Source organism: Ralstonia sp. 1138 (genome assembly GCF_040544795.1).
Taxonomy (GTDB): domain Bacteria; phylum Pseudomonadota; class Gammaproteobacteria; order Burkholderiales; family Burkholderiaceae; genus Ralstonia; species Ralstonia flatus.
This window is the reverse complement of record NZ_JBEPKQ010000005.1, coordinates 233,619-245,753: the sequence shown is the minus strand read 5'-3', so window position 1 is coordinate 245,753 and position 12,135 is coordinate 233,619. Positions and strand designations below refer to the sequence as shown.

The 12,135-nt window shown below is 64.6% G+C and carries 10 protein-coding genes; 4 read left to right on the top strand and 6 right to left on the bottom strand.

The window, feature by feature from the left end; genetic code table 11:
• Positions 1-46: 46 nt before the first annotated feature.
• Together argE and mfd are read right to left on the bottom strand one after the other, a co-directional pair.
• Positions 47-1,240, bottom strand: a complete 1,194-nt coding sequence (gene argE / locus ABIC76_RS21705; protein WP_102067410.1) for an acetylornithine deacetylase — start codon at positions 1,238-1,240, stop codon at positions 47-49.
• 37 nt (positions 1,241-1,277) lie between these two features.
• Positions 1,278-4,709, bottom strand: coding sequence for a transcription-repair coupling factor (mfd, locus tag ABIC76_RS21700; RefSeq protein WP_102067317.1), 3,432 nt, complete (start codon positions 4,707-4,709; stop codon positions 1,278-1,280).
• Positions 4,710-4,881: 172 nt separating this feature from the next.
• On the opposite strand from mfd, the gene ispD reads away from it, so the two are divergent.
• Together ispD and ispF are read left to right on the top strand one after the other, a co-directional pair.
• Positions 4,882-5,640 (top strand): 2-C-methyl-D-erythritol 4-phosphate cytidylyltransferase, encoded by a 759-nt coding sequence (gene ispD / locus ABIC76_RS21695; protein WP_354535204.1) that lies wholly within the window; start codon positions 4,882-4,884, stop codon positions 5,638-5,640.
• Positions 5,637-6,143: a 2-C-methyl-D-erythritol 2,4-cyclodiphosphate synthase gene (gene ispF, locus ABIC76_RS21690; RefSeq protein WP_027681310.1), complete on the top strand. Its 507-nt coding sequence runs from the start codon at positions 5,637-5,639 to the stop codon at positions 6,141-6,143. The genes ispD and ispF overlap by 4 nt, the downstream gene beginning before the upstream one ends.
• A gap of 81 nt (positions 6,144-6,224) precedes the next feature.
• Here the strand turns inward: ispF and ABIC76_RS21685 are convergent, their stop codons facing one another.
• From ABIC76_RS21685 to ompR, 4 genes are all read right to left on the bottom strand, one after another.
• The gene (locus tag ABIC76_RS21685; protein WP_354535203.1) at positions 6,225-6,746 is read right to left on the bottom strand and encodes a carboxymuconolactone decarboxylase family protein; all 522 of its coding nucleotides are present in this window, start codon (positions 6,744-6,746) and stop codon (positions 6,225-6,227) included.
• Between the two features lie 80 nt (positions 6,747-6,826).
• The gene (locus ABIC76_RS21680) at positions 6,827-7,375 is read right to left on the bottom strand and encodes a peroxiredoxin (protein WP_027681312.1); all 549 of its coding nucleotides are present in this window, start codon (positions 7,373-7,375) and stop codon (positions 6,827-6,829) included.
• 294 nt (positions 7,376-7,669) lie between these two features.
• On the bottom strand, positions 7,670-9,031 hold the full coding sequence (locus ABIC76_RS21675; protein WP_354535202.1) for an ATP-binding protein: 1,362 nt from the start codon (positions 9,029-9,031) through the stop codon (positions 7,670-7,672).
• Between the two features lie 33 nt (positions 9,032-9,064).
• Positions 9,065-9,787, bottom strand: a complete 723-nt coding sequence (gene ompR / locus ABIC76_RS21670; RefSeq protein ID WP_004627064.1) for an osmolarity response regulator transcription factor OmpR — start codon at positions 9,785-9,787, stop codon at positions 9,065-9,067.
• Positions 9,788-9,978: 191 nt separating this feature from the next.
• Here ompR and ABIC76_RS21665 point away from each other — a divergent pair, with 191 nt between their 5' ends.
• Positions 9,979-10,425, top strand: a complete 447-nt coding sequence (locus tag ABIC76_RS21665; protein ID WP_081785417.1) for a hypothetical protein — start codon at positions 9,979-9,981, stop codon at positions 10,423-10,425.
• 69 nt (positions 10,426-10,494) lie between these two features.
• Positions 10,495-12,120 (top strand): DUF1800 domain-containing protein, encoded by a 1,626-nt coding sequence (locus ABIC76_RS21660; RefSeq protein WP_354535201.1) that lies wholly within the window; start codon positions 10,495-10,497, stop codon positions 12,118-12,120.
• Positions 12,121-12,135: the final 15 nt, after the last annotated feature.

The following is a 12,135-nucleotide window of genomic DNA, read 5'->3' as shown; positions in this document are numbered from 1 at the left end:
GGGCGGCATGCGCCCCACCAAAAGGTGAGGCGTTGCTGTGTAAGCGTTAGGCGGACGCGGTCTCGACCATCAGGCTGCGAGCCACCTTGGCGAGGAAGCGGTCGCAGGCGTCGAGCTGGGCCAGTTCGACGTATTCGTTCGCCTTGTGCGCCTGCTCGATGTTGCCCGGACCGCACAGCACGGCCGGAATGCCGGCGCGCTGGAAGAGGCCGGCTTCGGTGCCGTAGGCGACCTTGCGCTTGTCGTTGTCTTCGGTCAGCACACGCACAAGCTGCGTGATGGCGGCTTGCTCCGAGGCGTCCAGCGACGGCGCGGCGGCAATCTCGTCGAGTTCGATGCGGGCGTCCGGATGCTCGCGCTGCATGGCGGGCTCGATGGTTTCGCGCACATAGCGCTCGACGCGCGCGCGGATGGCCGGTGCATCCACGCCCGGCAGGTTGCGAAATTCGAATACCAGCTCGCACAGCGCGGGGATCGTGTTCAGCGCAATCCCGCCGTTGATGAGACCCGTCGATGCCGTGGTGAAGGGCACGTCAAACGCGTCGTCGAACGGGCCCTTGGCGCGGAATTCATCGGCCAGGTCACGCACGAAACAGATGATGCGCGCGGCGTATTCGATGGCGTTCACACCCTGCGGCGTGAGCGACGAATGCGCGGCGCGGCCGTGCACGCGGCAGCGGTAGGCGTTGATGCCCTTGTGGGCGACGATCGGGCGCATGGAGGTGGGCTCGCCGACGATGCAGCCGGCGGGCTTGATGCCGCGGGCGATCAGGTCTTCGATCATGCGCGGAGCGCCCACGCAGCCGACTTCCTCGTCATATGACAGCGCGAAATGCACCGGCTCGCGCAGCTTGGCCTGCAGCAACGACGGCACCAGCGCCAGCGAGGAGGCAATGAACCCTTTCATGTCGCAGGTGCCGCGCCCGTAGAGCTTGCCGTCGCGCACTTCCGGCGCAAACGGGTTGCTGTCCCATTTCTGGCCGTCCACCGGCACCACATCGGTATGGCCCGACAGCACGATGCCGCCTTGCACGCTGCCGTCCGCGGCCGGAATCGTGGCGAACAGGTTGGCCTTGTTGCCATCGTCGTTGTGCGACAGATGCGAGTCGACGCCGACGCCGCGCAGGTAGTCGCGCACGGTTTCGATCAGCGCCAGGTTCGAGCCGCGGCTCGTGGTGTCGAAACTGACCAACTTGGTTGTCCAGTCGAGGGTGGAGAACGGGGTGACGGCGGTGCTCATGATGGTTTCCTTGTTCTGATCGGCGGATGCTACCGGATCACGCCAATTGCCGCATGGCATGGCGAATGGTCTGCGTGAGCGCGGCGAATTCGGCTGGAATGTTTTCGATGCGCAGGCGATCCTGCCCCGCCAGCTTGATCTGCCGATTCTTTTGTACGAGATCGATGATCTTGATGGCGTCAACGGGCGGGTTCGGGATGAACTGCAGCGTGACGGCATTCGCGCCGGTGTCGATCTTGCGGATACCCAGCGGCGCGGCGGCAATGCGCAGCCGGTGCGTTTCGATGAGCGATTGCGCCTGCGGCGGCAGCTTGCCGAAACGGTCGATTAGCTCCTCCTGGATGTTGTCGATGGTCTCGCTGCTTTCGCAGTTGGCCAGGCGCTTGTACAGCGACAGGCGTTCCTGCACATCGCCGCAATAGTCTTGCGGCAGCAGGGCGGGCGTGCCGAGGTTGATCTCGGTCGTGGCCGCCAGCGGGGCCATCAGGTCGGGTTCCTTGCCGGCCTTGAGCGACTTCACCGCCTGGTTGAGCATGTCGGTGTAGAGCTGGAAGCCGATCTCGGAAATCTCGCCCGATTGCTTGTCGCCCAGCACTTCACCGGCACCGCGGATTTCCAGGTCGTGCATTGCCAGGTAGAAGCCCGCACCGAGTTCTTCCATCTGCTGAATCGCTTCAAGGCGGCGCTGTGCCTGCTTGGTCAGGCCGTCGACGTCGTGCACCAGCAAATACGCATAGGCCTGGTGGTGCGAGCGCCCGACACGGCCGCGCAACTGGTGCAGCTGCGCCAGGCCGAACTTGTCGGCGCGGTGGATCAGGATCGTGTTGGCGGTCGGCACGTCGATGCCGGTTTCGATGATCGTCGTGCACAGCAGGATGTTGGCGCGCTGCGCCACAAAATCGCGCATCACGCGTTCGAGTTCGCGCTCGTGCATCTGGCCGTGGGCGACGACCACGCGCGCTTCCGGAATCAGCTCTTCGAGCTTGGCGCGCTTGTTCTCGATGGTTTCGACCTCGTTGTGCAGGAAGTAGACCTGGCCGCCGCGTTTCAGCTCGCGCAGGATGGCCTCGCGCAGCACGCCGTCTTCCTCGCGGCGCAGGAATGTCTTGATGGCGAGGCGCTTTTGCGGCGCCGTGGCGATCACCGAGAAATCGCGCAGGCCTTCCAGCGCCATGCCCAGCGTGCGCGGGATCGGCGTGGCGGTGAGCGTGAGCACATCCACCTCGGCGCGCAGCGTCTTGAGCGCTTCCTTCTGACGCACGCCAAAGCGATGCTCTTCATCGATGATGACGAGCCCCAGGCGGTCGAACTTCACGTCCGGGGAAAGCAGCTTGTGCGTGCCGATCACGATGTCGATCGTGCCGGCGTTGATGGCTTCGATCGCGGCGTCGATCTCTTTCTTGTTCTTGAAACGCGAAATCTCGGCAATGCGCACCGGCCAGTCGGCAAAGCGGTCGACCAGCGTCTGGTAATGCTGTTCGGCCAGCAGCGTGGTCGGCGCGAGGATGGCCACCTGCTTGCCGCCCATCACCGCAACAAACGCGGCACGCAGCGCGACTTCCGTCTTGCCGAAGCCGACGTCGCCGCAGACGAGGCGGTCCATCGGCTTGCCCGACGTCATGTCGCCAATCACGGCAGCGATGGCGGCGGCTTGATCGGGTGTTTCGTCAAAGCCGAAGCTCTCGGCAAACGTGGCGTAGTCCTCCGGCGTGAGCGGGAACGCGAAGCCCTGGCGCAGCGCACGTCGCGCGTACAGGTTCAGCAGTTCGGCGGCCGTATCGCGAATCTGCTGCGCCGCCTTGCGCTTGGCCTTTTCCCACTGGCCGGAGCCGAGGGAATGCAACGGCGCGGTTTCCGGATCGGCGCCCGAGTAGCGCGAGATCACGTGCAACTGATGTACCGGCACGTAGAGCTTGCTGCCCTTGTCGTAGTCGAGATGCAGGAATTCTTCCTCGCCGTTGCCCATGTCGATGGACACGAGCCCCTGGTAGCGCCCGATGCCGTGTTCGCTGTGCACCACGGGGTCGCCGATCTTCAGCTCGGCCAGATCGCGCACCATCGAATCGACGGCGGTCGCCTGTTCCTGCTTGCGGCGACCGGCGCGGCGCACCGTCTGCGCGTAAAGCTCGGTCTCGGTGATGAGCGCGATGCGTTCGTCGCCGAGGATGAAACCCTGATACAGCGGCGCCACGCCCAGCACGAACTTGGCATCGCCGCTCATCAGGTCGGCGAAGTCCGCGACGCCTTCGGGGTGCAGGCCGCTGGCAGCCAGCATTTGCGCAAGTGTCTCGCGACGGCCTGCGGATTCAGCGCAGATCATCACGCGGCAATTGCTGCGCATCAGGAACGATTCGAGATTGACCAGCGGGTCTTCGGCGCGGCGGTTGACGGCCACGTTCGGCAACGGCAGCGAAAGCGGCGCATCGCCGGGCTCCGCGCGCAATACCAGACGCGCGTGCGGCTTGGCGGCGACGAAGAACGCCTCTTCGTCCAGATATAGCGCAGACGGCTGCAGCAGCGGCCGCTCGCGGTCGTGGCGCATGAAGTTGTAGCGCTGCGTGGTGTCGGCCCAGAAGCGGCGCACCGCGCCTTCGATGTCGCCCACGAAGGCAAGATGCGTGGCGCCCGGCAGGTAGTCGAACAGCGTCGCGGTCTCTTCAAAGAACAGCGGCAGGTAATACTCGATGCCGGCGCTCGGCACGCCGTTGCCGATGTCTTTATAGATAGGCGAACGCGTCGGATCGCCCTCGAACACCTCGCGCCAGCGACCGCGGAAGGCCGTGCGCGAGGCCTCGTCCATGGGGAATTCGCGGCCCGGCAGCAGGCGGACTTCGTTGACCGGGTAGAGGCTGCGCTGCGTGTCGGGGTCGAACGAGCGGATGGTCTCGATTTCGTCGCCAAACAGGTCGAGCCGATATGGCAGCGGCGAGCCCATCGGGAACAGATCGATCAGGCCGCCGCGCACGGAATACTCCCCTGGTCGCATCACGGCGCTGACGTGTTCGTAGCCGGCCAGGGTGAACTGCGCTTTCAGCGCCGCCTCGTCCAGCTTTTCGCCCTTTTTGAAGAAGAATGTGTAGGCCGCCAGGAACGATGGCGGCGCCACGCGCTGCAGCGCCGTGGAGGCAGGGACGAGCAGGATGTCGCACGCCCCGTTCTGCAGGTCATGCAGCGTCGCCAGCCGCTCGGAGATCAGATCCTGATGCGGCGAGAAATTGTCGTACGGCAGCGTTTCCCAGTCCGGCAGCAGCTTCACGCGCGCCTGCGGGGCAAACCAGCGTAGCTCCTCCGCCAGGCGCTGGGCATCGACGGCATTGGCGCAGACCACCGCCAGCATCGGCACGGCGGCGCGATGCTGCTCGAGGTAGCGCGCCAGCAGCAGGGCGTCTGCCGCCCCCTGCAGGCCGCTGAAGACGAAGCGCGAGCCCGGTTTGACGGCGGGCAGGGCGGAGAGCGAAAAATCGGACATGAGGCGAGAGGTTGTGTGGGGCACGACTGCAAGACAAAGCACGACACCCCGCCGGCATGTGCAGGCGGGGTGTCGTGACGCAGACCGCTATTATAAAATCCGCGCCAGCCGCGCGCTTGGCGGGGGCAAAACCCACGCAAATGCTGCGCCCACGTTCACTTTCCCGCCTGTCATGTCGATTTCCCACCCTGGCCGACGCCGTTTTGCGCTGATTCCCTCGGCCGGCACCGGCTCGCGCGCCGGTGGCGATCTGCCCAAGCAATATCAGGCGATTGCCGGGCGGCCGATGCTCTGGCATACCGCGCAGGCGTTCCTGGCCAGCCCCGAAATCGACACCGTGCTGGTGGTGACGACGCCCGGCGCACAGCCGCTGGTGCAGCGCTTTCCCGATAGTGGTTTCAATGCGCCCAAGCTGGTGGAGGTCGATTGCGGCGGGGATTCACGCCACGCATCCGTCACGCACGGGCTGGCGGCATTGCGCGGCCTGGGTGCACACGATGACGACTGGGTGCTCGTGCATGATGCGGCGCGCCCAGGTCTGACGCCGGCCCTCATCGCACGCCTGGTCGCGGCGGTGGAGGCCGAAGGCACGCAAGCTGCGGGGGGCATCCTTGCGCTGCCCGTGGCCGACACGCTCAAACGCGCCGATGCAGCCCAGCACATCGATGCGACCGTGCCGCGCGATGGCCTGTGGCAAGCGCAGACGCCGCAGATGTTTCCACTCGGGCTGCTGGAGCGCGCCTTGCGGGAAGCGCTGCTGCAACATCGCATCGTCACCGATGAAGCCAGCGCGATTGAGGCCGCCGGTCACTCGCCGCTGCTTGTGCCGGGGGCGCTGCGTAACTTCAAGGTGACGTATCCCGACGATTTCGCGCTCGCCGAGGCCATCCTCGCGCAGGGCGCACAACCCAACGAGGCATCGCAAGCATGAACTGGATGGACATTCGCATTGGCCAGGGCTACGACGTGCACGCGCTGGTGGAGGGCCGCAAGCTGATCCTGGGCGGCGTGGAGATTCCGCACACGCGTGGGCTGCTCGGCCACTCCGACGCCGATGCGCTGCTGCATGCGATTACCGATGCGCTGTTCGGCGCTGCCGGCCTGGGCGACATCGGCCGGCACTTTCCCGACACCGATCCGGCCTTTGCCGGCGCCGACAGCCGCGTGCTGCTGCGCGAAGCCGTGCGCCGCGTGCACAAGGCGGGTTATGCGATCGGCAATGTCGACGCCACCGTCATCGCGCAGAAACCGAAACTCGCGCCGCATGTGCCGGGCATGGTGGCGAACCTTGCCGAAGACTTGGGCATTGCGCCTGAGCGTTGCAACGTCAAGGCCAAGACGAACGAGAAGCTCGGCTTCGAAGGCAAGGAGGAAGGCATCGTCGCGCAGGCGGTGGTGTTGATCTATCGCGCAGAAGCCGCCGAGCAGGACTGAGTTCTCGCCGCCATCGCGCAAGGCAAACGGCAGCACCGGAGCGAACCGGGCTGCCGTTTTTTCGTTTGTGCAATCGGCGCGTTACTCTGCCGCGATGACCTGCGCCGCCGCGTTGATGACAGCCGCAATGCGGCCGACATCGCGCAACTGCTGCGCGCTCATGCCCTGGTGGTTCTTCAGCAAGTCGTAGTGCGATTTGATGCAGAAATGGCATTTGCCGATGATGGACGCGGCAAGGGCGTACATCTCGAACCTGCGCTTGTCGACGCCGCCGTTGTTGGCGTAGGCGTTCATGCGCAACTCCGCTTTCTGCTGCGCCAGGTCGGAATCGTCGGCCATCTCGACGTACGGGTACCAGACGTTGTTCATGCCCATCAGGGCAGCCGCGGTCAGCGCGCCGTTCACCTCCTCGGGCGACAGCACCCCGGCATTGCGGATGGCGTCGGCCAGCACCTTGCTCTTCGCGGCAAACGCGGCCGCCAAAGCGACGCCGACCGCATCATTGCCCTCCAGCGAGGAGCGCGCGATCGTGCCGTCCAGATTCAGGCGGATGTCCTTGGCGTAGTCGGGAATCCGGCTTTTGAGCGTCTGCAAAAATTCCATGAATGCCTCCCGTCAGCAGCACCGAAAAGGAAAGCCCGCGGCAAGAGCGGGCTTCGGCTGAGTAGGGCGCCGGGCGGTCGTTACAGCGTCGAGCCGCCGACTGCGCGGTTGCACGGGCACAGTTCGTCCGTCTGCAGGCCGTCGAGAATGCGCAGCACTTCGTCCGGGTTGCGACCCACGTTCAGGTTGTTGACCGACACATGCTGGATGACGTTGTCCGGGTCGACGATGAACGTGGCGCGCAACGCAACCCCGGCCTCGTGTTCGCGTACGCCAAGCTGGTCGACCAGGGCGCCCGTTGAGTCGGCAAACGACCACTGGTTGAGCTTGTTCAGGTCTTTGTGCTCGCGGCGCCATGCGAGCTTGACGAATTCATTGTCGGTGGAGCCGCCAAGCACGATCGTGTCGCGGTCGGCAAAGTCGTCGTTCAGTTTGGCGAAGGCGACGATTTCGGTCGGGCACACAAAGGTGAAGTCCTTCGGATAGAAGAAGATGACTTTCCATTTGCCCGGAAACGAGGTTTCGGTGATGTCTTCGAACGCCGACTCGCCGTTCTCTTCGTGATTGTTGAACCCGGGCTTGACGCCGACGACCTTGAACGGTTCGAGCTTGTCACCAATGGTCTTCATGAGCTTCTCCTGGAGTTGTGTGGCAATGGGTACGGAACCCAAACGGGGATTTGCAAACACACGCTCACCGGCCGTCCGGTCCGGCTGAGGCGTTCGGACGGAGACGAAGAACGCGCAGGCGTGCAGCCTGGCGGCTGCAGTATTGGCGATGATTTCAAAACCGGCCAATTGATATTCTCAACGCCAGCCATAGCGCTGCCTGCCGCCGCACCTTATCGGCGACGCATGACAGTCGTGGGAAGCAGGGGGTGTGCCCGGATGTGCCGGGAAGCGCCAGCCAGGCGGTGTGCCGGATCAGGCGCGCGCGTAGCAGGCGCTGACGAGCAGTCCGGTTTCGGGCGGTGTGCGGTTCTCGAGCGCAAGCCGGCCGCCGCTGCGCTGCAAGATGCGATTGACGATCGACATACCGAGCCCGGCGCCCTTGGCCTCGCTGCGTGCCGATTCGAGGCGGTAGAACGGCCGGGTGAGCAACGCGAGCTGATCTGTCGGCACGCCCGCACCGCGATCGGCCACGCACAATACAACCTCGTTGCCTTGCAGGAATGTGCTGACGGTAATTTCGGCGCGGTTCGTACCAGGCGTCTTGCCGTAGCGCCGTGCGTTTTCGATCAGGTTGTCGAGAATCCGCTGCGTTTCCATGCGGTTGCAGCGGGCGATGGCCTCGGGCGCGAGCTTGAGTGTGAGGTCAATGTCGTCGTGTGCCGAGTAGACGGGCGCTGTGTCGCGCACGAGTTCAGTCAGGTCGACGTCTTCGAGCATCTCGCCGCTGGGGCGCGCGTAGTCGAGGAACTGGCCGATGATCGCGTCCATCTGCTCGATGTCGGCCACCATCAGTTCGCGCGTCTGCTCGTCGACCGGGCTCATCTCCGTTTCCAGGCGCAGGCGTGTGAGCGGCGTGCGCAGGTCGTGCGAGATGCCGGCCAGCATGACGGCGCGATCGGCCTCAAGCTGCTTGAGGTCGCGCACCATCTGGTTGAAGCTGTGATTTGCCTGCGCCACTTCGGTGCCGCCACCTTCGGGCAATGCCTTCGGGTCCTCCCCGGCACTGATGGCGCGCGCCGTATCGGCCAGGCGTTTGAGTGGCTGGTTCACGCGTGACGTAATGAACGCCGCCCCCAGCACCGACAACACCAGCGCCGCCATCGACCACCACAGCCATTGCAGCCCAGGCACGTGCTCGAAACGGTCCGGGCTGATGGCGACCCAGTAGTCGTCGCCCTCGATTTGGAAGCTCACCCACACGCCCGGGATGTCGTTGACGGCCGTGGCGATCACCGCGTCGGCACCGAGCCGGTTGCGGATTTCCTGCTGGACAAGCTGCGTCAGATACGGGTTGGTGTGCGGCTCGCGGTATTCGTCTTCCTTCTCGCGCGGGTAGACCTTGATGCCCTCGTTCTGCACGAGATCGAGCAAGAGGAAGCGGCGTCGCGACGGATCCGAATACAGCAGCGCCGCGCGTGTGAGCTTGACCACGCTGACCACCTGCATGGCGATCTGCTGCGCCCGCGGCTCACGCTCGAAAATACGGAAGCTCTGGAACCACACGCCCAGAGAGATCGCGATCAGCAATGCGATCAGCATGAAGGTTCGCCAGAACAGCGAACCAAACACACTGATCAGCAGATGCCGCAACGCGGCCGGACGCAGGATGCGCAAGTCGGATGCGGAAAAGAAGGGTTGCCCGGACGCTTACTTGGCGCCGTCGGGAATGAACACGTAGCCCAGGCCCCACACGGTCTGGATGAAGCGCGGGTTGCTGGCGTCGGGTTCGATCAGCTTGCGCAGGCGCGAAATCTGCACGTCAAGGCTGCGGTCGAACACTTCGTATTCGCGGCCGCGCGCCATTTCCATCAGCTTCTCGCGCGATAGGGGTTGGCGCGGATGGCGTGCAAACACCTTGAGCACGGAGAATTCGCCCGTCGTGAGCGTGATCTCTTCGTCGTTTTTCTTGAGCGTGCGCGTGGCCAGGTTGAGGACGAAATCGCCAAAGGCGAAGGTTTCCGGCGTCTCCGACGGCGCACCCGGGATTTCGGCCGGGCCGCGGCGGCGCAGCACGGCGTGGATGCGCGCGATCAGCTCGCGGGGGTTGAAGGGCTTGGGGAGATAGTCGTCCGCGCCCATTTCAAGGCCGACAATGCGGTCGACGTCTTCACCCTTGGCGGTGAGCATGATGATCGGCGTCTGATCGTTGGCGCCGCGCAGGCGACGGCAGATCGACAAGCCGTCTTCACCGGGCATCATCAGGTCGAGCACCAGCAGGTCGAAGCGCTCGCGCAGCCAGAGTTTGTTCATGGCCGTGGCGTTTTCCGCCACCAGCACGGTGAAGCCCTGTTCCCCCAGGTAGCGGCGCAGCAGGTCGCGCAGGCGGGGGTCGTCGTCGACGACGAGAATCTTTTGACCGGAATTTTCCATGGCGCTTATGGTAACGACAAAAACATGGGCCCAATCGACAACAGGAGGCAGTAAAAGCCCAATTGAAACAGACGGTTACATTATTTACCGAGTCACGCGAACAGTCTGTAGGACGCGCAGCTACACTGCCTTGGCAGTTCCTCGCAACGGTTTGGGGTCTGTTTCCCCCCTGCGGAGGGGACTGGCGTGCAATGCGGTTGCCTGTTATCGATTGTCGCGCAATGATGCATGGCGCATCGGTTTCCAGCAACAAAGACGTGGCTTCTCAACTCCCTTTTTCGAATCGCTTAGTGATGTTTCGGCGGCGCGCGGCGCTGTTGACCTGTGTTCTTGCCCTCTGTGCGGCCGGCTCGCAGGCGCACGCGCGCGGCGATCGCGGTGGCTTTGGCGGATTCGGCGGCTTTTTCGGCGGCGGGCATGCGATGCAGGCCGGCGCACAGGAAAAAAGGGGCGGGCAGGGTCCGGCGCGCGGCCATGGCGGCGATGAACGTAGCCGCCGCGCCGCTGCGATGGAAAACCGCCGTGGTGAGAATGCCGATCGTGGGTCTGGGCAACGCAAGCTGTCTCCCGAGGAACGCAAGCAATTGCGTCAGAACATCTATGACGTCACGCGGGATATCTACCACCGTGGCGGCTAGATAGGGGCCGAGGAACGGCGCACGAGTCGCTGCCCCGGCAAAGCGGTAGGGTCGTTTCGGGGGACCGACATGCGAATCCGTAGCACCACGATCTTCTTGGCGCTGGCAGCGGCCGGCGCCTTCTCTCTGCAGACCGCGCATGCGGTCACGCAGGGCAAACAGCATCGCCACACTGCGCAGGCCAAGGCACCCGCTGCCGACGAGCAGCGCCTGGACCGCGACGATGCGCGCTACTTTCTCACCCGCGTCGGCTTTGCGCCTTCCGAGAACGAACTCGATGCCTACGCCGGGCTCACGCACCGCGAGGCTGTCGACCGCGTCCTTGCCCAGACGGGCACCGTCGCCACGCAAGCGCCCCCGGCGTGGGTGAACGAGCCGATCGTCCCCTACAACAAGCTGCCCGATGAAGACGCCCGCAAGGCGGCGCGCCAGAAGAATGCCGCGCACGAGCTGGAATTGCGTGCCTGGTGGATGGGCGAGATGATCAAGACGCCGTCGCCGCTGACAGAACGCATGACGCTGTTCTGGCACAACCATTTCGTTTCCAGCTCGCAGAAGGTGCCGTTCGCGCAGTTGATGTATCGGCAGAACGTGCTGCTGCGGCAGAACGCGGTCGGCAACTTCGGCACGATGCTGCACGCCATCGGCAAAGACCCGGCGATGCTGATTTACCTGGACGGCGCGGAGAGCCGCAAGGGCAAGCCGAACGAAAACTTCGCGCGGGAAGTGATGGAGCTGTTCACGCTCGGCGAGGGGCATTACACCGAGCAGGACATCAAGGAAGCCGCGCGCACCTACACGGGCTGGAGCATCGATCGCGAGCACGATTTCGCCTACATCTGGCGGCCGCAGATTCACGACACGGGCGTGAAGACGGTGTTCGGCCAGAGCGGGGATTACGACGGCGACCAGATGCTCGACATCCTGCTGTCGCGTCCGGAGACGGCCAACTTCATCGTCTCCAAGCTCTGGCGCGAGTTCATTTCACCTGACGTTGATGCCGCACAGGCGCAGCGCATCGCCGATGCGTTCCGTGCGAGCGGCTATGACATCAAGGTGGCGCTGCACGCGCTGTTCCTGACGCCGGCGTTCTGGGCGCCGCAATCGCGTGCAACGCTGGTGAAGTCGCCGGTGGAGATGATCGTCGGCACGCTCAAGCAGTTCAACGTGCAGTACACCGACCCGACGCCGTTTGCGATCAAGTCCGCGCAGCTGGGGCAGAACCTGCTGGCCCCGCCCAACGTGAAGGGCTGGCCCGGCGGCGATGCGTGGATCAACGCGACGACGTTGCTGGGGCGCAAGCAGTTTCTCGATCAACTCTTCCGCTCGACGGAGATGAAGGCGCCGCCGGCCAAGCAGCAGGCGCAACAGCAGAAGCCCGGCATGATGATGGCCGCCATGCGCGAGGACCTCAAACAGGGCCCCGCCGTGCAGGGCCTGGGCCAGGCGCTCAAGGGCATGGGGCAGGAGGGCCGCTTCAAGCTGGCGCAGTCGCAGACGATGGTGTCGTTCAACTCGGCCAAGTGGCTCGCACAGTTCGGCGCGGATAGCGATGATCCACCGCAGCTGGCGCCGCGCATTTCGATCCAGCGCGCCGTGTTGCCGATCGAGCCGACGGCGCCGATTCCCGTCAAGCTGGCCGGTACGGCGTACCTGCGCACGCTGATGATGGACCCGGCTTACCAGTTGAAGTAACGCCACCGCCGCAGG

Coding starts and splice junctions, on each gene's coding strand:
- argE (WP_102067410.1), bottom strand. CDS start 1,240: ATGAGCACCGCCGTCACCCCGTTCTCCACCCTCGACTGGACAACCAAG.
- mfd (WP_102067317.1), bottom strand. CDS start 4,709: ATGTCCGATTTTTCGCTCTCCGCCCTGCCCGCCGTCAAACCGGGCTCG.
- ispD (WP_354535204.1), top strand. CDS start 4,882: ATGTCGATTTCCCACCCTGGCCGACGCCGTTTTGCGCTGATTCCCTCG.
- ispF (WP_027681310.1), top strand. CDS start 5,637: ATGAACTGGATGGACATTCGCATTGGCCAGGGCTACGACGTGCACGCG.
- ABIC76_RS21685 (WP_354535203.1), bottom strand. CDS start 6,746: ATGGAATTTTTGCAGACGCTCAAAAGCCGGATTCCCGACTACGCCAAG.
- ABIC76_RS21680 (WP_027681312.1), bottom strand. CDS start 7,375: ATGAAGACCATTGGTGACAAGCTCGAACCGTTCAAGGTCGTCGGCGTC.
- ompR (WP_004627064.1), bottom strand. CDS start 9,787: ATGGAAAATTCCGGTCAAAAGATTCTCGTCGTCGACGACGACCCCCGC.
- ABIC76_RS21665 (WP_081785417.1), top strand. CDS start 9,979: ATGCGGTTGCCTGTTATCGATTGTCGCGCAATGATGCATGGCGCATCG.
- ABIC76_RS21660 (WP_354535201.1), top strand. CDS start 10,495: ATGCGAATCCGTAGCACCACGATCTTCTTGGCGCTGGCAGCGGCCGGC.